This window comes from Pseudomonas putida, assembly GCF_005080685.1.
Lineage (GTDB): Bacteria > Pseudomonadota > Gammaproteobacteria > Pseudomonadales > Pseudomonadaceae > Aquipseudomonas > Aquipseudomonas putida_V.
The window spans coordinates 2408581-2427251 of sequence record NZ_CP039371.1; the positions used below are offsets into that span (position 1 = coordinate 2408581).

Sequence of the window (18671 nt, forward strand, 5' to 3'; positions counted from 1 at the left end):
GCTAGCTTACTCGCGTGTAACGGTTGTGGCCGTTGACCAACAATTCAATTTGCACGTGCTCCGCGTGATTGTTCACTTGCACTTGGCAATCCAGCCGAAAATGCAGTTCCAGGGGCGCATTTGCATCCGGGATAGCGATAAGCGTCTGGAGGTGTATCCGCGGCTCGAAGCGGGTAATGGTCAGACGAATGTCTTCGCTGACTTGATGGAGCAGATCGCCATTGCTCGAATTGTGGCCATTGAAATCACGCAGCCCCAGGCCAGGGCTGCTCTGTGAACAACCCTGGCGCGTGTTCAACAGCGTTTCGAGGTGGCGCTTGATCAGCTCGATTTTGTGCCTGGCGCGCTCTCGTCTAGAGAGCGCCGGCGACGTCTGCGAATGAGCTGCCAGGCGGATGAAAAGACCGGTCATTGCGTGTCGAGCCGACCGACCAGTGAAATCTCGAAATTGGCGCCCATGTACTTGAAGTGCGGACGTACCGCGAGCGACACCTGGTACCAACCCGGATCGCCCGCCACGTCCGAAACTTCTATCTTCGCGGCACGCAACGGACGACGGCTTCTCACGTCGGCGGACGGGTTTTCCTGGTCGGCTACGTACTGCTTGATCCACTTGCCGAGCTCGGACTCCAGATCGCGGCGCTCCTTCCAGCTTCCGATCTGTTCGCGCTGGAGCACCTTGATGTAATGGGCCAGCCGGTTGACGATGAACAGGTAAGGCAACTGGGTGCCGAGTTTGTAGTTGGTCTGTGCTTGCAGGCCCTCCGGCGTTTTCGGAAAGGTCTTTGGCTTTTGCACGGAGTTGGCCGAGAAGAACGCCGCATTGTCGCTGTCTTTGCGCATGGTCAGGGCGATGAAGCCTTCTTCGGCCAGTTCGAACTCCTTGCGGTCAGAGATGAGTACCTCGGTGGGGATCTTCGCTTGCAGTTGCCCCAGTGACTCGAACAAGTGGACCGGCAAGTCCTCTACGGCGCCTCCCGACTGCGGGCCGATGATGTTCGGGCACCAGCGATAGCGTGCGAAGCTATCGTTGATGCAACCTGCCAGCAGGAAGGCGGCATTTCCCCATAGATAGTTGGCATGTCGGCCATCTATGTTTTCGTCGTAGTTGAAGCTCTGTATGGGTTGCTCTTCAGGATGATAGGCAGAGCGCAGCATGAAACGGGGCGCCACCAGGGCAACATGGCGAGCGTCTTCGCTGTCGCGGAATGCGCGCCACTTGGCATGCCGAGGCCCGGCGAAGATGTCTTTGATCTCCTTGAGGTCAGGCAGGCCTTCGAAGCTGCTGAGGTTGAAGAATTCCGGCGCGGGTGCTGTCAGGAAAGGGGCATGTGCCATGGCGCCGACCGAGGCCATGTAACTCAGCAGCTTGATGTCAGGGGAGGAGGGGCCGAAGCTGTAATTGCCAAGCATGGCCGCTACCGGTTCGCCACCAAACTGCCCGTAACCTGCGGTGTAGACATGTTTGTAGAGTCCGCTGCAGGTAATATCTGCGGCGTTCTCGAAATCATCGAGCAAGTCCTCCTTGCTGGTATGGAGAACCTCGAGTTTGATGTTCTCGCGGAAGTCTGTCCGGTCGACCAGGAGCTTGAGACTGCGCCAGGCGGATTCCAGTTCTTGAAATTCAGGCTCGTGCAAGATCGTATCCATTTGCTTGCCCAGCACACGGTCGACTTCAGCGATCATTTGGTCTACGCGGTGCTTGTTGATCAGCTGTTCTGTTTCATTGCTCTTGAGCATTTCCGCAATGAAAGCGGCGACGCCTTGTTTGGCAACGTGGTAGCCGTCCTGGGTCGGAACCAACATGGTTTCGGCCATGATCTGGTCAAGCAATGTGGCTTTGCCGAGTGTCTCTATTTCAATGTCGGTGCCGGGCATCGTGCTGTTCTGGTTTGGCATTGGGCGCGTTCCTTTGATTTAGCCTTCGGTGGATGTCTCAAGCACCAGACCCAGCTCTTGCGCTAGTTGCTTTCGGGTTTGCTCGTCGCTCAGCAGAAGTTGCATCTGTTTGCGAAAAGCGGGGACGTTACCCAGCGGACCTTTGAGGGCAACCAGCGCCTCGCGGAGCGCCAGCAGTTTGTTGAGTTCGGGTATTTGCCGGGCGATCTGGTCTGGCCCGAAATCATTGAACGTGCGGAAGTGCAAGCTGACAGCGATTTCGGCGTCGGGCGTGGGGCTGAGTGCCGAGGGCACGGACATATCCAGCCTGACGTCGGCATCTTTCAGTACGTCGTTGAAACTGTGCTTGTCGATGCGCAAGACGGGCCGGTCTTCGAGCGATCTGTCGTCCTGCAGCCCAAAATCCCCCAGGACCAGCATTTTGTGAGGCAACTCTATTTCCGCTTGCTCATTGCCCGTGGCAGGAACATATCGGATGTTGATGCATTCTTTTGGCGCGACAGAACTCATGGTTTTGGACATGAAGAGCTAACTCCTTGTAAGAGGTTTCCTACTAAATCTAATTGTGTGTAATTTTTCTGTAGGATGGCTCCTACAAAGTTGCTTGGATCGCTTATTTGTTGTCCGTTGCTTAAGGTTGGCCTGAAAACCATGCATCTTGAGCTGGTTTTTAGTCGAGGCTTAATTTGTAAGTTGATATTTATTTGTGTGCGGCTGGCTCTGTGTACTAGTCTCGTTTTTGTTTTCGGTCCTCGAAAATTGTTGCTGTCGTAATTTGTAGGATTAAGTGTAGGAAATTTCTCTTGGCAACTTTTTTGCCATTCCCATGGAAGAGAGTTTGGTTCCAATGATTAGTCGCTGCGCATATGGTGCTGGATTGTCGCTGCTGTTTTATCTTGGTCCGGCGTTGGCAAGCCCGGTTCGGGATTGTCCAGGTATCGTGTCTAACCTCGAGCGTCTGGCCTGCTTTGATGAGGCCGCACGAACGCCTGCACGGGTCGCGAAACACAACTGGTCGGCACCCGAGCAAGAGGCGCCGAGCGTTTTGAACGTGTTGGCCAACGAAGTCGAGCGAACCCCTGACGACCTGACTTTCCACATGCGCGAGCTGGGTGAGGGACAAACGCAGCCGCGGGTGATCATCTCCGCCCCGGCGATTGCATCGGTTGAGCCACGCACCTACCTGGCGATCAGTTGCATCCAGAACATCTCGCGGTTGCAGTTGATTGCCGGAGAACCGTTCAACACCAGCCGGGTCAAGGTGCAGCTAACGGGCGAGCGAAGTTCTACGGTCCCTGCCCACTGGCAGGTCATGGAGAACGGTCAGGTGCTCGATGCAGGTCGAGGTCTGCCGGCGATCGAGCAGATCAAGGCGCTTTTAGGTGCCCACCGTATCCGTGTGGCCAGTGACCACTCCGCGATCGATGGACTGACGTTCGACGCTGAAGGCCTGGATCCTCTCATCGACAAGGCGCGCAAGACATGTCGCTGGTAATGCAGGTATCGGCGGCGGAAATGGCGCGGTTGCTTTCACCTATAGACCCGCAGGTTCCTGCTGGGCTGTTCGATATGGAAGACGAAACCTACCAGGCCATTGACCAGGAAATGGTGAAGCTGGGTGGGCTTCAAGAGGCATCGATCGACTGGTGCTATATCGAAGAAGCATCACGCCAGTACCTGATCGAGCAGTGTAAACACCTACGGATTGTCTGGCACTTGACTGTCGCCTGGCTGCGTAGCGATTGTTGGCAACAGTGGAGTTGTAGCCTGGAGTTGCTCGGCGGCATTGTCGAACACTACTGGGAGAGCGCTCATCCCAAGCCGGGTCCCAAGGGGCTTCTAGGCAAGCGCAAGCTGGTCGGTCTGATCATCGACCGACTGCTCGATACGCTTGCAAGGCTAGACCGATTTACCTATAGCCGGGCGCATGCTGTCGCTGCGCAAAACGCCTTGGAACGCCTGCAGCGGCAAGCTGATGCAGCGCAGTTGGATGCCAAGGTCCTGGGGGAACTTGAGCGTTTGTTGCTCAAACACTTGAAATCCGCCGAGAGCGGTGGAGACCCTGCCACCAACGTCGTCACCCCAAAGCTAGAGCCGTCGCCCTTGCTTGAGGTCTTCGCTGCGCCCAAGCCCAGCCTGTCGCTCGGCAACGAACGCGAGACTCGTCGAGCCGTGTTGAGCATGGCCGAGTTCATCAACCAGCAGGACCAATACGACCCCACCGGATATCAATTGCGACGCTTCGGTTTGTGGGCCCATATCCAGACTGAACCCGGGACCAGGCAGGAGAACCGCACAGAGTTGATGGCGGTTCCCATGGATATCGTCCGCGGTTATGAGGAAGCGATCGCCAGCACGTCGATTTCCCCTGCCTTGTTGCTTCGGATCGAAAAGAGTGTGACGTCGTCTCCCTACTGGATCCGAGGCAGTTTTCTCGCCGCAGCGGTGGCCGCGCGGCTAGCGATGGATGAAGTGGCGGAGGCCATCCGCAGCACCACGGCGCGGTTCGTACAGCGCCTGCCGGCTCTTCAGCAACTGTGTTTCAGCGATGGCACAGCATTCGTCGATAGTCAGTGCCTGGCGTGGCTGAGGGGTGGGCAGGCCGGTGCCGAGCACCCAAGCGCGGGGCGGGAATTCGCAAGCCTGCGTGAGGAGCTGGCCAGCCAGTTGGATGGCGGGGTAGAGCCATTGCTGCTGCGCCTGCAGAGTATGCAAGCGGAGTTCCTGGCTCCCCGCGAGCGTTGCCACAGCACGACCATAGCTGCCGATTTACTGGCGGCAAGAGGCATTTCCTGGCTTGCCCAGGATCTGTGCGCCAGCGTCGCCCAGACGATGCAGCAAACCACTGCCAATGACTGGGAACCTGACGTGTTCCAACGACTTCAGCACTACGGCGCAACCTCAGCGCTGCTCGAGAAGAACAAGCAATAGGAGCCTTCATGAATCGACTCTGGACACTGTGCAAGCGCTGGGGAGCGCCGCTCGTGATGCGTATCGGGCTGGCGATGCCCGTGCTGCTTGGACTTGGCGTTTCGCTGCTGTTAATCGCCATCTGGTGGCTTGGGCCGCAATGGACCTGGCGTGGACAGCAGCCGCTGGATAGCCTGTCGAGCCGCGGGATGGCCAGCCTGTTGCTGGTGTTGCTGCCAGTCTTGTCCTGGGCGTTCATGCTTCGTGTGAAGTTTCGTCGATTGCAGGCGCAGCAATGTGATGAGGCTGCTGCCGAAGCCGACCCTTGTCTAGCGTATGTCCAAGCCCAAGAGCGGGCGCTGAACCAAGGTTTGGCCCATTATCTGGAAAACGCCGGCGGGCGACGGGCGCTGTACCGTTTGCCTTGGTACCTCGTCATCGGTGAGCAGGGCGCTGGCAAGAGTAGCTTCATCGACCGGTCGAATCAGCGCTTTTCCCTCACCCGTATTACCAAGGTCCAAGCCCAGGGGCTTCACATACAGGACCTTGAGTACCCAGTCAGCTGGTGGATCAGCGATGAGGCCGTCATTCTCGATCCACCCGGAGAACTGATCGCCCAGAGCTCAACGAGCGAACGCTTTGATGACAAGGAAGCAGAGGCACAGGCCGCCGTACCACTCGGTACGCCGGCAAGGCTCTGGGAACACTTGCTGGGGTGGTTGGCGTGCAACCGGAGCCGAAGAGCACTCAACGGTTTGTTGTTGGTGATCGATCTGTCATCGCTGTTGCGCGGCGGACCCGAGCAGCGAACGGCCCTGGCGCGAACGCTACGCACCCGGCTGCACGAGGTGAGTAGCCACCTTGGCTCCCGGCTTCCGTTGTACGTAGTGCTCAGCAAGTTCGATTTACTGGACGGGTTCGATGAGCTCTATTCGCGATTGAGCGCTGCTGAACGTGAACAGACGCTTGGGTTCACTTTCAAGTTGGATGCCGTCAGCAGGTTCGACGCTTGGCTGGATGAGTTTATCGAACACTACGATGAATTGGTCTGCCAGGTGCAGCAACAGGTGGCGCAGACCCTGCACAGTGTTGGCTGCCCGACGCAGCGTGAGCGCCTGACATCGTTGCATGCCCAGTTGGCTGGCCTGCGCCCTGTGCTGGTGGGGTTGCTGCGGGAGATATTGGCCAGCGACCGTTTTACCACCCCGGCATTGGTGCGTGGGGTCTATTGTTCATCGGTCATGCAGCAAGGGGAAATCAGCAACGCGTTTGTCCGTCGGGCTGCGCAGCCTTACAAGACCACGCCGCCACTGCGCGAGAGCAAATCGCAAAAGAACCCGCAGGTCTATTTCATCCAGCAACTTTTTCAGGGTGTGATCTACAAGGAGGCCGGGCTGGCGGGGGACAACGTCAGGGTGGCACGCAGCAAGCGTCAGCTATTGTGGGTGGGTTCTGGAGTAGGCGTCCTGGCGTTTGCCATCGCCATCGCCAGTTGGCATCGCTACTTCGACATCAATGCTGCCAAGGCGGACGGAGTGCTGGCAAAGACTCAGGCTTTCGGTAGTCAGGAGGTGGATCAGCGTCTGGATCCCACCGGTCGCAACCTCCTGGCGCCGCTCAATCAGATTCGTGATGCCGTTTCGGTGTTTGGTGCCTATCGTTCTGCATGGCCGGGCGTTGCGGATCTGGGGCTCTACCAAGGGCGCGCCATCGGGCCCAGGGTCGATGAGGCCTACCTGAAGCTGCTATCTCGTCGATTCCTCCCAGCAATTGCCAGTGGCGTTGTCGATGCAATGAATGCCGCACCGCTTGGCAGTGATCAGCAAATGGCTGCGCTCAGGGTCTATCGAATGATCGAGGACCGTGACAATCGTCGTCCGGAATGGGTAGAGGACTGGATGTCCCTGCAATGGCAACAGGCTTTTCCAGGGCAGGGCGCTGTGCAACGTGATCTCATGCGGCACTTGCAGTATGCCTTGGCCTATGCCGAAACTGACCTGCCACAATTCAGCCAGCGTGTGAGCGAAGTCCAGCAGGCCTTGCGCAAGGTGCCTCTGCCACAGCGGGTGTACGCCAGCCTCAAACAGGAAGCTCAGGATGAGCTGCACGCCGGCCTGGATTTGCGCAATCAGATCGGGCCAGCGTTCGATGTGGTTTATCAGTCGGCGTCAGTGCCAGGAGGGAGCCAAGGGACCGTCGTGCTTGCGCCCTTGGTGACGGCCAAAGGCTTCAAGGAATACTTCGAGCCGCGCAGCCAGCACATCACCGAGATGGCCATGATTGATCAGTGGGCGTTGGGTGAGCGGCGGCAACTGGACTACTCAAGCGCCGATCGGAAAGCGCTGACCGAGAGTATTCGCAATCTGTACACCTCTGATTACATCGACACCTGGCGGCGGTCGTTAGCAGCATTCGCGGTGACCGATTTCCATGACCTGAACCATGGCGTGTCGGTTCTGCATCAGTTGACCGGCCCCGCAGCACCATTGCTGCGTTTGCTCGAAACCGTGCGGGACAACACCGAACTCCAGCCCTTGCCGACAGCTGAGGGTAAACAGGAGCAACAGTATGGGCTCGATATTCGGCGTGCGTTCTCGGGCATGCATGCCTTGTTGGAGCCCAAAGGCACTCAGCCGAGCTATTACGATGAAACGCTAGGTGCAGTGACGGCCGTTTACGATTACGCAAAGGCAGTGCAGGACAGCTCGGACCGTGGCAAGGCCGCTCTGCATGTGGTACTCCAGCGCTTTTCAATGACCGGTTCCGATCCGATAGCCAACCTGCAACGGGTCGCCTCTGGACTTCCGGAACCGCTCGATCAACAGGTGAGAAAACTTGCTGAGCAGACCGCCCGGGTGCTCAATGTCGAAGCATTGCGGGAGCTGGAGCGGCGGTGGGATGCAGACGTGTACAGCTTTTTCCAGCAACGGCTGGCGGGTCGGTATCCATTCGTTGCCCATGCGCCTGATGCCTCCCTGGATGATTTTGAAGCGTTCTTCGGTCCCAAGGGAAGGTTGCGCCAATTCCAGGATCGCTACCTTGAAGTCTTTCTCGAGGAAAACCTGGAGGCGCTGGGCAGTCAACAGGGAGGCTCGCTGATCCGCGGCGACGTCCTAAAGCAATTGTCGGTAGCCGAGCGGATAAGGGAAACATTCTTCGACCAGCGGGGAAACCTGAGTGTGCAGTTCAGTATCGAGCCGTTGGGGCTCAGTGGTAATCAGCGCACCAGCTTGTTGGATCTGGACGGGCAACTGGTTTCATACACCCATGGCCCTCGCCAGATAACGGGCATTATCTGGCCTAACACCCTGGGGCCGCAGGTGCGCAGCAACCTCACCTTACTCAGGCAAAACGGCAACAGTAATCGCCTGGAATACCGGGGGCCGTGGTCCATGTTCCGCCTACTGAGTCGTGGGGCGCTCAATGGGCGCACCGCTACCAGCGTGGACCTGAGCTTCAAGGCAGGTGATGGGGTAATGCGCTATCGTCTGAATGCCGAGAAAGCCTTCAACCCCATCACCCAGCAACCTTTCAAGGGCTTCAAATTGCCGCGAGGCCTGCTGCAAGAGCGTTCGGCGCAGGCCCTGTGAGTGCGCAGCGTAGGACCAGGCTGGCCACTTACCCTGGGGGGATGCACCCCGTCAAGGCGCGCCGAACACCATGGTCCAATACACCCCCTCATCGCTTCGGGCGTTCTCGGCAAATGCCGCGCCCACCTGGGTGAACATCGGATTCATCAGGTTGGCGCAATGCCCTGGGCTGGCCAGCCAGCCGGCCATCGCCTTGCTCGGTGAGCCCTGGCCGGCGGCAATGTTCTCGCCGATCTGACGGCCACGGTAGCCGGCATCCCATGCCCGGTCTGCCGGCAGATCACCGTCGGGGTCACGGTGAGCGAAGAAATTGTCGTTGGCCATCGCCCGGCTGTGTCGCTGCGCCGCTGTTCCCAAGGCGCCGTTCCAGGTGAGCGGCCGTGCAGCGGCGAAGCGCTGGCGGCCACACAGGCGCGGTTTCGCTCGCGCCGCGTTGACCTGCGCCAGCAGCGCTTTGCTGGCGGAGCGCTGATCGCCGAGCTGAGCGTCGAGCACCGGACGCGCCAGCACCACTCGCCATTCGCTGCGAACGCGACTGACGCCGATGTCGGCAAATTGGTTGTCGAGCAACGCCGAGCAGTAATCGTTCTCCAGCATGGCAAAGGCCTCCTCGGCATCCTCCGCGCCAATCAGGCGGATGGCGCGTACCTTGACCGCCTGATATCCGGCGGCCTTCAAGCCTTCGCGCAAACCGCCGCCGTAGCCGACTGGTACCACCAGGTTCGACCTCAACGTGAGCGGCGCCAAGGTTTGAACCCTGCGTCCCTCGCAGCGCTGTGGTTGGGCGCGGTAGTCGTTGATGGCCGCCACCAATTGCCTTTCCCCGCTGGCATGGGCGGGGCTGAGGAACAGGGCGAACAAAGGGATGAGGAAGGAAGAGCGGCGGGCAGCTTGGCGCATGGGGCGAACAGCTCGGACGGGGTGGCGGCGCAGTGCCGATTAAAGGGCCCGGCTAAGACTGCGCGCCTCGAAACTGGTTCATGAGCAGCGTTACAATTTTTCGGTCATCAGTTCGATTATCCAGTCGATGAATACCCTTACCTTGGCGCTGACATGGCGATTGGGCGGGAATGCCAGATACATCGGCATCGGCGACATGTGCCAGTCTTCGAACAGCGGCACCAGCTCACCGCTGATCAGGTGCGGCCTGGCCATGTACTGCGGTAGCCAGAGCATGCCCAGGCCAGCCAGGCCAGCGGCGAGGTACGCATTGCCGTCGTCGACCGTCAGTTGCGGACGACCGTGCGCCTCGATCCGCTCCTCACCCCGCTGCATTGCGAAGGGTAAGGTTTTGCCTGTGCGAAACCAGAGGAAACCGACGGTGCTGTGTCGGCTTTCCTCTAGCTCACTGGGATGGACCGGCGTACCGAAGCGCTGCAAATAGGCGGGCGTGGCGTACATGCCGAGTTTCAAATCGCCCACGTGCCTTGCTACCAGAGATTGATCGGTGATCTCGCCGCCACGCACCACGCAGTCGACGTTCTCACCCATGATGTCGACGATGCGATCACTCACGCCCAAGGTCAGCTGAATTTCTGGATAACGTGCGAAGAACCCTGGCAAGGCGGGTATGAGCAGCATTCGCGCCAGTGGGCTGGGTACATCCACCCGCAGCCGGCCGCGCGGTGCCATCGATGCGCTGGACAAGCTGGTCTCGGCGTCGTCCATGTCGGCCAGCAGCCGGACGACGCGTTCGTAATAGGCCGCGCCGTCGGCGGTGACATTGACCTTGCGTGTGGTGCGGTTGAGCAGGCGCACACGCAGCCTGGCTTCCAGTTGCTGGACGAGCTGCGTCACAGTGGTCTTGCTCATATGCAGGGTGGCTGCCGCCTTGGTGAAGCTGCCGGTTTCCACCACGCGAGCAAATGCCTGCATTGCATCGAAACGGTCCACGTCATGCCTCACCCGTGTCTGGATTGTTTGGATTATACAAACAGTCCAGGCCAAAGCTGCCCGTTTATCCCGTGCGTTGGCCTTTTTATAGTGGCTTCACCGTAGACACCGGGCCGCGATGGCCCCGAACGAGGTATGCAATGTCCACTAAACGTGATGTCGTTTTCCCGCCTGACCGCCACGCACTGTACGAACTCCACCGCTATTCCCCGGCGATTCGCTCCAACGGTTTTCTGTTCGTATCCGGCCAGGTCGGTAGCCGCAAGGATGGATCGGCCAAGCCGGACCTCGCAGAACAGGTTCGCCTGGCCTTCGCCAACCTCAATGCGATCCTGGCCGAGGCGGGCAGTAGCTTCGAGGACGTGGTCGACGCGACCATCTTCATGGTCGACCCCGCCTCGACATTCGAAACCATCTGGGAGGTGGCGGCCGAGTATTGGGGCGAAGCGCCCTATCCCACGGCGACCGCTATCGGCGTGACCTGGCTGTCCGGGTTCGACTTCGAGATCAAGGTGATCGCAAAAATACCGTAGGGCAGACCAGACCCTACTTCCGATGCTGACCACCGAGGCGCCTGTAAAAAATCGCGGACAAAAGAAAGCCCGCTGCTAGGCGGGCAAGGTCTATCACACGTAGGGATAGCTAGAGACTGCCCAACTGGGCGTGAAAATTGAGTGAAAGAAAGGTCAAGGGACGGTTCTGGCTCGCGCCTAACTGCCCAGCGCTCGTTTCAACACGTCGTAGACCTTCGGGTCACCCGATTGAGCAACGTTGAAACGCAGAAAGTCGCCGGCAGTCATCGACTGGCTGAAAGCATTGCCGGGCGCGAGCACCAAGCCCTCCCTCAAGCAAGCCCTGGCCAGTGTCGCTGCATCCTTGCCTTGAGGGAGTTGGCACCAGACGTACATGCCGGCCTGGGGAATCAGCCACGGCGTGATCCCGATGGCCTGAAGCCTGGCGACCGTTCTGTCCATTTCCTCGGCTAAGCGAAGACGCACACTGTCCATGTGCTTTCGGTACCCGCTGTCAGTGATGGCATGATGGATGATGTTCGCCGCCAGGCGTCCACCGCCGAATGTCGTGGCAATCTTGAGATCGACCAGGCGCTCGATCCACTCAGCGCGAGCCGCGATGTAGCCGCATCGAATCGAAGCGGAGATGGTCTTGGAAAAGCTACCGATCTGGATAACGCGAGAAAGGCCATCGAAGGCAGACAGTCGTGGGGCGGGCGTAGTCTCGAAATCTCCGAAGATGTCGTCCTCGACGATCACCAGGTCAGAGGTGTCGGCCAGTTTCAGCAGCCGGTGGGCCGTCACCGGAGACAGGGTCGCCCCGGTAGGGTTGTGGATGCCGGAGTTGGTTATGTACAACCGGGGAGAATGCTGTAGCAGGGCCGCGCCGAACGCATCGATGTCTGGGCCTGTCCTCGTGTAGGGTACGCCCACGATGTTCACCCTGTGGGCTTTCAACAGTGCGTGAAAATTGAAATAGCAGGGGTCGTCGACCAGGACCGTGTCTCCCGGTTCCAGCAAGAAGCGGCAGATCAGGTCGATGGCGTGGGTGCCGGACTCCGTGAGCATGATCTGTTCCAGAGGGGCTTCGATCCCGATACCTGCCAGCCGCCGCGACAGAAACTGCCTGAGCGGGGGATGACCCAGCGGAGAAGCGTACTCGGCCAAGTGCAACGTGTCTGAACGCGCAGCGACTCGGAGCGCTTTGCGCATGCCAGCTTCGTACATCCAGGAAGCCGGTAGCCACCCGCACCCTGGTTTCAAGGCATCGCTGGAGGTCTCGAGCGACTGGCGCGAGATCCACAGCGGATCGACCTCACGGTCGAGTCGGGGGCCGATTTCGGTGAGTGCCAACGGTGCCACTGGCCCCGCCACGTAAAAGCCGGAGCCAGGACGAGAGCTGAGTACACCCTCTGCCATCAACCGTTCATAGGCCTCGAGAACGGTCGAAACCGATACTTGCATGGTCTGAGCCATCGCGCGGACGGAAGGAATTCTCGCACCTGGCGTGTAGGTTCTGGAGGCTATCCTGGACTGGATTTCACCCATGACCGTTCGAATTCGCGTTCCGGTCCGTTTCATCGCACCCTCAACTGTGCTGGATTAATATGCATAACAGTTCTGTTCAACTGTATTGGATTGTACGTGGCCTTGGTGAGCGTGTCAGTGATGTACTGAAGCCTGGCTTACCGAGGAGTTACCGATGGAGAAATCAACGAGCGGGTGGATAAACGGTTTCATAGGCGTCGCCATCTTTGCCGGGTCTTTGCCGGCAACCCGTGTGGCAGTTGCGGCCTTCGAACCGACGTTTCTGACCTGTGCCAGGGCAACGATTGCCGCCTTGCTGGGTGCGCTTTTTCTGCTCGTGCTGCGCCAACCTCGACCTGAACGTGGTGATTTGTCGTCATTGGCGGTCACAGCGCTTGGCGTGGTCATCGGTTTCCCGCTGCTCACGGCACTGGCCCTGCAGCACATCACCTCTGCCCATTCCATCGTGTTCGTCGGCCTGCTGCCGCTCTGTACCGCAGGATTTGCCGTGCTCAGGGGCGGTGAGCGGCCTCGGCCACTGTTCTGGTTGTTCTCGTTGCTCGGCGCCGGGCTGGTCGTTGGCTATGCGTTGATGAATGGAGGAGAGGCGTCGGCGGTAGGCGATCTGTTGATGATAGCGGCGGTGGTTGTCTGTGGGCTGGGTTATGCGGAAGGGGCGCGTCTGTCGCGGACGTTGGGTGGTTGGCAGGTGATCAGTTGGGCCTTGCTGCTGGCGTTGCCGTTCATGCTGCTGTTGACCATCACGCATCTTCCCGCGCCGGATGCTTTCGCGAAGGTCGGCGCCCCTGCGTGGTTCAGCTTCGGTTACGTTTCACTGTTCAGTATGTTGATCGGGTTTGTGTTCTGGTACCGAGGGCTCGTCCAGGGTGGCATCGCAGCCGTGGGCCAACTGCAACTCCTGCAGCCGTTCATGGGGCTTGGGCTGGCAGCGCTGCTGTTGCATGAGCACGTCAGCTGGATGATGCTTGTGGTGACGCTGGGTGCTGTTATCTGTGTTGCCGGGGCGAAGAGGTACGCCCGGTAGATGAAACTCCACGGCTCGGACGCATCCGCCATCGCCGGGGCCGCGTTCGTGGCCATCTTCGCCCTCAACGTGCCGTTTCCGCTGATCGTGCTCGGGGCCGCTATCACCGGCTACCTGGGTGGTCGTTTCGCCCCAGGCAAACGTGTCATCGGGGTCGCCACGCCCGTTGTCTTCGCGCTTGACAGCGTCCCGCAAATTAACTGCAATAGCCGGCGTTTCAAGGACGATTCAAGGAACCTGTCATGGCCGAGACGCCATCCTCGCCACGGGGCGACCTGCTCCGGGCTCTTATTTTTATTCCGCTGGGCCTATGCCTGCTCTACCTCACACTTTGGCTGGTTGAAGACCGGCTTAGCTTTCTGAGCCAAGCCCACCGCGCCCAGGGAAGTGTCAGCGCGCTAAACGCAGGCGGCAGTCATCCACAAATCGACTTCACCGACGCCACGGGAAGGGTGGTCAGCTACCCCGAAAGCGGGTTGATCTTCGGCTACGCGGTAGGCGATCGGGTGGGCGTGTTCTACCGCCCCGAAGCGCCCGCTGCAACTGCGATGATCAATGACCGAGGCGCGCTATGGGGAGCGAGCCTGCTGGCGGGCCTGTTCGCTCTCGTATTCACCTCAGGAGGCGGCTATCACTTGGCTGCATGGATTCGCCAGCGCCGGATGGCGCGGCCTGTATAAGGATATTCAGATGCAGATTCCATTACCCGTCAGCGTCAGTGACTGGCGTTACAAGACCGCCAGCGGAGGCGGTTTGACCGTGGTTTTCGCCGCTGCTGCTGGCGGTGCGCTGACCCTCACCGATCCCCTGGGGGTCGATCAACAGTTTCGCTACGGTTCGTTGGGTGTCGGCGTCGGCCTTGGCGCGCGGTTGCCGCGCTTTGGCAAGGTCAACTTGCATGTGCGTGGCAAGAGTATTGGGGCGGCGGGCGCCAGCGAGGACTTTCCCGCAGTCGGCAGGGTGCTGGTGGCCGACTCGGTCGCTGCGCGTGGCCTGGTTCGCGACGACTTCGAAGGTGCCTGTGTGTTCATCGAAGGCGGGGTGGGGCTGCTCGGTGGCGCCAGCGGCTCGGCGATGTTGTTCGGTCTGGATGCCAAGCTGTTGGCGATGACTGCCGCTACGCTGACGCCGGTGGGCAATTTACTTCTGCCGCACGACAGCGCAGTGCGCCTGCTGCGCTCGGCCAAAGGCGTGATCATGGCTGCTGGACTCAACATGGGGCTACAGGCCGGTGCTGGCGCGACGATTTCCTTGGGCGGGCTGTTTTGAATACGGTCGCCTTGTTTCCCCCTCTTTCGCCACCGCTTACCTGAGATCCAATCCTTTGAAAAAGTTCGCATTGATCGCAAGCCTCACCCTGAGCCTAACGGGTTGCACATTTACAGGCGCCAACGAAGTTGCCCCCGGCCAATTCATGATAACCAGCCACGGCAGCATCTTTAATTCAAGGGAAGGCCTGCTGGAAAATATTAATCAAAAGGCCAAAAAAGTGTGCGAAGGCAAGCCCTATCATCTTGAAGGTGACAGCGGTGCCAATATGGTCGTCGCTACCCGTACCCAGCTTGGCCAAACGCCAACCACTGTTCTTGGCCTGAAGGCGGTCTGTGACGAACATTGAGGTGGGCTTGTCCCGTAGCAACGGCCGCCCAGAGCACGAGTGCGCTTGCAGTTGACCGCGTCGCCCATTGCCGTAGAATCGCGCGCCCTAAATTCAGCAGGCATGTCGAGAGGGAGCTTCTATGCAGCGGGTGATGATCATTGGTCAGCCAGGGTCTGGGAAAAGTACCCTGGCGCGTAAGCTTGGCGAGCGCACAGGCTTGCCGGTCGTGCATATCGACACGATTCATTGGCAGCCAGGGTGGGTCGAGCGCAGCCGGGACGAGAAGACACGTCTTTGTCATGAGGTCGAGGCCCGTGAGCGCTGGATCTTCGAAGGCGGGCATTCGACAACATGGAACAACCGGCTGGCCCGTGCTGACATGTTGATATGGATTGATCGCTCGGCGCCGCTTCGATTCTGGCGCGTGCTCCTCAGAACGATGTTGAGCCGTGGTCGATCCCGGCCTGACTTGCCGGACAACTGTCCGGAACTGCTGGCCAACCTGCCGGAGTTTTTCAGGTTCATGTGGCGAACGAAAACCTCGTCTCGAGAGGCGATCAAGCGATTCGTGGCGACGGTCCCGTCGGGCTGTCGCGTGGTCTGCCTGCGATCCAATCGGGAAGCCGATGTTTTTCTCGCGAGCATCGGCACGCAGCCTGATCAGGTTGTGCAAGGTCATTAGATGTTAGATCGCGCTTGATTGGCGGCAGGCGCCTGCCGTGAAGTCGCATCAGAACGTTTTGTCCAAGGAAACCCCATGGCGCTGACCAGCAAGATCACGGCCTACGACCCTGCATGGCCGCAACGGTACGAGGCGGACAAAGTGCTGCTTGCCTCGGCATTCGGCGATGAGCTTGTCGCCATGCACCCTGTAGGCAGCACGGCTGTCCCGCAACTTGCAGCCAAGCCTGAGATCGATGTGCTGATCGAGGTTTCAGAGCATCGCAATGAGGCAGCGCGAGACGAGGTGTTTCTGACGCTGGGGTATGTGCGCGGCAGTGACCTGTCGGAAGGACACCACTTCTACCGCCGCAATATTGGCGAGATACGGACCCACAAGATTCACATCTGCAGGCGTGGTCACCGTTCAGTCATCCAGATGCTGACATTCAGAGATTTGCTCAGGAGCGACGCCTCCCTTCGGCAGCGATATCAAGACCTCAAGATGAAACTGGAAGCCACCAATATCGGCGGAATGGCCGAGTATCTGGAGAAAAAGGGGCCGTTCATTATCGCGGCGTTGCTTGAGGTCGATAACAGGCGAGGGTGATGGGCCGCCATGGTGCGGTTGCTCAGATGCCTGAGCGTACTCGCTGCCATTCACTCCAGCATTCTTCTGGGGCTATGTCTTCGTACCCCCGCTCTTTCTCCAACGCCAAAGCCACACTGAAGGGCACCGCTGTCGCGGTTGCATTATCTCGAATCTCAACACCTCATCCTCACTGAGCGGTGTGCCTTTTCGCTCCTCGGCCGCTTTTAACAGTGATACAAGCGTCGGTATACATACGAGACAGAGAGGATCTGAAGACAAAGGGATGCCTCTTGGCAAAGCTAATCGGAATTGAAAACTCCAGCTTATAGCCCTGAGCGGTACACGCAAAGCCCAAGGTTACATTGGCTGCATTAGACAGTCGAAGCGATCTGGTATGGGTCAAGAGCTGATGGTTGCGGGTGTCTGCTTTCGACCCATAGCGGCCATTCAACTGCTGGCGCTATGTATTATTCTCTTGCCCTCGCCGTTCCTTGGTGGAACGCCATTTGCCAATCGCCTCCTACTTGGCGCCATATTGAGCTTCTCAAAGATTCGCTACCGCCGCTCGGATCAAGAACAGCGCATCGATAGGTGGTCAGCACCACTGTTTCGGAAAGGATGCGTATCTGAAAATCATAGATCTGACGCTGGACAAAGTCTTGTTCCAGCAAGGCGTCGATGATCTGTGCTCGGTTCCAGACGACACCATTCGCGCCAAATTCTACAAAATCTGGAGCCAGCAAGCTGTTCAGTATGTCGCGATCAAGGCGAGTCTTGCGTTCAAGCAGACGTACTTCCAGCGCGTGGATGGCTGACTCCGGCCATGCCTTCGAAACACTCATGTTGTTGACCCTCTTGTTTGAAACATACCCCCCCGATAGGCATGGCTGGATGGAACCAAACCGTCACTGTTGGTCTGGCAACACTGCCGAAACAGTTTGCGCGGCTGGGGAGCAGGGCAATGCTGCTGATTAGCCGTTACAAGCGCTACATGATCGTAACTCGCCAACTGGCATGGCGCATGCAGCATGCCTAAGGCGTACCCTTTTAGGTCTGATCTCATGGATAGCATCAGCTTGTTACCCAAGCTCCTTGTCCGCAAGCCTGTCAGTGATGATGCCGCTGCCATAGCCATCCTTCACATCCGCAGTTGGCAAAGCGCCTACGTAGGGCTGCTGTCGAAACGATACCTGAGCGCCTTGGACACCAGTGTGGAACGCCGTGTGGTGTTCCTGAAGCAGGCAATCGAGTCGGGCAGCCCCTCAATTCGCGTCGCCGAATTGGATGGGCAAGTGATTGGCTGGGTTTCGTTCGGCCCTAGCCGTGACCAGGATGCTCCCACCGGCACTGCTGAACTGATGGCAATCTACCTCGACCCATTATGCTGGGCACGTGGTATTGGTACGGCTCTTTGGGCAGAGGCCCGGCAGGCATTGATGGGCCATGGCTATCAACAGGTTTGTGCGTGGGTGCTCGACGGCAACGAGCGAGCCACACGCTTTTACTGCAAGCATGGTTTTTCAGCGCAGGCAGAAAGCCAACGCATCTTGAAGAAAATGGTGAACCCCTCCCGCTTACCCGCTATGGCTTGATGCTCGATTCATGACGAAACAGGTCGCTCTGCGTGCATTCACTCAGGCCGATCAAGCGGCGCTGGAGCGCTGGGCAATTGATGCGCGTGCTTTGCACTACATGGCACGAACACAACCCAGTCGAAAGGCATTGCTCTGGCAAGTTATCGTTGTCGATGGGCGAGACATCGGCACGATCTGGGTAGAGTCCTGCGACCATCCAGCCCATGCCAGCCTTGGCGTGCTCCTGGGTGACACCGCTCTGATGGGGCAAGGGATCGGACGACGTGCCATACAGCTTGCGCTTGATCAACTGGCTGGAGACCACTGCCTGCTGGTAGTAACGCTAAACGTGCGGTCAACCAATATGCGTGCCATCAGATGCTACTTAAGTTGTGGTTTCCGTGTTTGCGACAGATTTGTTCGCACATCCGTCACAGGTAGTTATGAGGTTCTAAAAATGATCAAGGATTTGACCGTTTGACGTCCCTTTATGTTCCGTCTGGGTCGTTAGCGACCGTTGCTCTGTTTAGTCATCCTAGTCCTTCACCACGTGGAGGACTTGTCGTAAACAGGGAGGATGCTCAGCGTATGAATGAAACGATAGTTCGGTCTGTTGCCCTGCCGCGCCTGCATGTCAGCACAGATATCTTGGAGGCATTGTAGTTGCTTGCCCTCGTACTGATGATTGGCGCTCTGCACGGGGGCTAACTGGTAGGGTGGAGCGGCGCGCGTCGCTGGCGCTCTTTTCATCCTCCCGCGATGCTGCTGCGTCCGCTGCGGAGCCACACCGCTGATGCTCAGGGCACGCGCCAGTGCGTCGTGCCGCTGCTACCTGGGTGTAGCTAGTAAGGCTCGAACCTGCCCAGCAG

The 18671-nt window shown here is 58.8% G+C and carries 19 protein-coding genes; 12 read left to right on the forward strand and 7 right to left on the reverse strand.

The features are described 5' to 3' along the window. Position 1: 1 nt before the first annotated feature. From tssE to tssB, 3 genes are read right to left on the reverse strand one after another with little or no spacing between them, the layout of a single operon-like run. On the reverse strand, positions 2 to 412 hold the full coding sequence (gene tssE / locus E6B08_RS11090; RefSeq protein WP_136914034.1) for a type VI secretion system baseplate subunit TssE: 411 nt from the start codon (positions 410 to 412) through the stop codon (positions 2 to 4). Next, entirely contained in the window at positions 409 to 1878 is a 1470-nt protein-coding gene (gene tssC / locus E6B08_RS11095; RefSeq protein ID WP_416194396.1) for a type VI secretion system contractile sheath large subunit, read from the reverse strand. The genes tssE and tssC overlap by 4 nt, the downstream gene beginning before the upstream one ends. Before the next feature lie 39 nt (positions 1879 to 1917). Further along, entirely contained in the window at positions 1918 to 2421 is a 504-nt protein-coding gene (gene tssB / locus E6B08_RS11100) for a type VI secretion system contractile sheath small subunit (RefSeq protein ID WP_136914036.1), read from the reverse strand. Positions 2422 to 2776: 355 nt separating this feature from the next. Here tssB and vasI point away from each other — a divergent pair, with 355 nt between their 5' ends. The 3 genes from vasI to tssM are packed head-to-tail and all read left to right on the forward strand — an operon-like array spanning position 2777 to position 8399. Then, a complete protein-coding gene (gene vasI / locus E6B08_RS11105; protein WP_238349319.1) occupies positions 2777 to 3394 on the forward strand; it encodes a type VI secretion system-associated protein VasI in 618 nt (205 codons plus the stop codon). Beyond that, a complete protein-coding gene (gene tssA, locus E6B08_RS11110) occupies positions 3382 to 4830 on the forward strand; it encodes a type VI secretion system protein TssA (protein ID WP_136914037.1) in 1449 nt (482 codons plus the stop codon). Before vasI ends, tssA begins: the two co-directional genes overlap by 13 nt. 8 nt (positions 4831 to 4838) lie before the next feature. Continuing rightward, complete coding sequence (tssM, locus tag E6B08_RS11115; protein WP_136914038.1) at positions 4839 to 8399, forward strand: type VI secretion system membrane subunit TssM; 3561 nt, start codon at positions 4839 to 4841, stop codon at positions 8397 to 8399. Positions 8400 to 8450: 51 nt separating this feature from the next. On the opposite strand, the gene E6B08_RS11120 is transcribed toward tssM, so the two are convergent. Together E6B08_RS11120 and E6B08_RS11125 are read right to left on the reverse strand one after the other, a co-directional pair. Next, positions 8451 to 9299: a CAP domain-containing protein gene (locus E6B08_RS11120; protein WP_136914039.1), complete on the reverse strand. Its 849-nt coding sequence runs from the start codon at positions 9297 to 9299 to the stop codon at positions 8451 to 8453. A gap of 90 nt (positions 9300 to 9389) precedes the next feature. Then, a complete protein-coding gene (locus E6B08_RS11125; protein WP_136914040.1) occupies positions 9390 to 10292 on the reverse strand; it encodes a LysR family transcriptional regulator in 903 nt (300 codons plus the stop codon). Positions 10293 to 10432: 140 nt separating this feature from the next. Here E6B08_RS11125 and E6B08_RS11130 point away from each other — a divergent pair, with 140 nt between their 5' ends. After that, the gene (locus tag E6B08_RS11130; RefSeq protein WP_136914041.1) at positions 10433 to 10825 is read left to right on the forward strand and encodes a RidA family protein; all 393 of its coding nucleotides are present in this window, start codon (positions 10433 to 10435) and stop codon (positions 10823 to 10825) included. A gap of 177 nt (positions 10826 to 11002) precedes the next feature. Here E6B08_RS11130 and E6B08_RS11135 read toward each other — a convergent pair whose 3' ends face one another. Next, the gene (locus tag E6B08_RS11135) at positions 11003 to 12385 is read right to left on the reverse strand and encodes a PLP-dependent aminotransferase family protein (RefSeq protein WP_136914042.1); all 1383 of its coding nucleotides are present in this window, start codon (positions 12383 to 12385) and stop codon (positions 11003 to 11005) included. Positions 12386 to 12506: 121 nt separating this feature from the next. Here E6B08_RS11135 and E6B08_RS11140 point away from each other — a divergent pair, with 121 nt between their 5' ends. From E6B08_RS11140 to E6B08_RS11165, 6 genes are all read left to right on the forward strand, one after another. Beyond that, entirely contained in the window at positions 12507 to 13376 is an 870-nt protein-coding gene (locus E6B08_RS11140; protein ID WP_136914043.1) for a DMT family transporter, read from the forward strand. A gap of 242 nt (positions 13377 to 13618) precedes the next feature. After that, the gene (locus E6B08_RS11145) at positions 13619 to 14056 is read left to right on the forward strand and encodes a DUF3592 domain-containing protein (protein WP_136914044.1); all 438 of its coding nucleotides are present in this window, start codon (positions 13619 to 13621) and stop codon (positions 14054 to 14056) included. 10 nt (positions 14057 to 14066) lie between these two features. Next, the gene (locus tag E6B08_RS11150; protein WP_238349320.1) at positions 14067 to 14645 is read left to right on the forward strand and encodes a hypothetical protein; all 579 of its coding nucleotides are present in this window, start codon (positions 14067 to 14069) and stop codon (positions 14643 to 14645) included. Positions 14646 to 14700: 55 nt separating this feature from the next. Next, the gene (locus E6B08_RS11155; protein ID WP_136914045.1) at positions 14701 to 14994 is read left to right on the forward strand and encodes a hypothetical protein; all 294 of its coding nucleotides are present in this window, start codon (positions 14701 to 14703) and stop codon (positions 14992 to 14994) included. 121 nt (positions 14995 to 15115) lie between these two features. Next, positions 15116 to 15658, forward strand: coding sequence for an AAA family ATPase (locus tag E6B08_RS11160; RefSeq protein WP_136914046.1), 543 nt, complete (start codon positions 15116 to 15118; stop codon positions 15656 to 15658). A gap of 75 nt (positions 15659 to 15733) precedes the next feature. Continuing rightward, positions 15734 to 16246, forward strand: a complete 513-nt coding sequence (locus E6B08_RS11165; protein WP_136914047.1) for a GrpB family protein — start codon at positions 15734 to 15736, stop codon at positions 16244 to 16246. Between the two features lie 449 nt (positions 16247 to 16695). Here E6B08_RS11165 and E6B08_RS11175 read toward each other — a convergent pair whose 3' ends face one another. Further along, positions 16696 to 17070 (reverse strand): DUF4440 domain-containing protein, encoded by a 375-nt coding sequence (locus E6B08_RS11175; protein WP_136914048.1) that lies wholly within the window; start codon positions 17068 to 17070, stop codon positions 16696 to 16698. A 219-nt stretch (positions 17071 to 17289) separates the two neighbouring features. Here E6B08_RS11175 and E6B08_RS11180 point away from each other — a divergent pair, with 219 nt between their 5' ends. Together E6B08_RS11180 and E6B08_RS11185 are read left to right on the forward strand one after the other, a co-directional pair. Beyond that, complete coding sequence (locus tag E6B08_RS11180; protein ID WP_192938646.1) at positions 17290 to 17820, forward strand: GNAT family N-acetyltransferase; 531 nt, start codon at positions 17290 to 17292, stop codon at positions 17818 to 17820. Between the two features lie 10 nt (positions 17821 to 17830). Then, positions 17831 to 18283 (forward strand): GNAT family N-acetyltransferase, encoded by a 453-nt coding sequence (locus tag E6B08_RS11185; RefSeq protein WP_136914050.1) that lies wholly within the window; start codon positions 17831 to 17833, stop codon positions 18281 to 18283. Positions 18284 to 18671 lie beyond the last annotated feature (388 nt).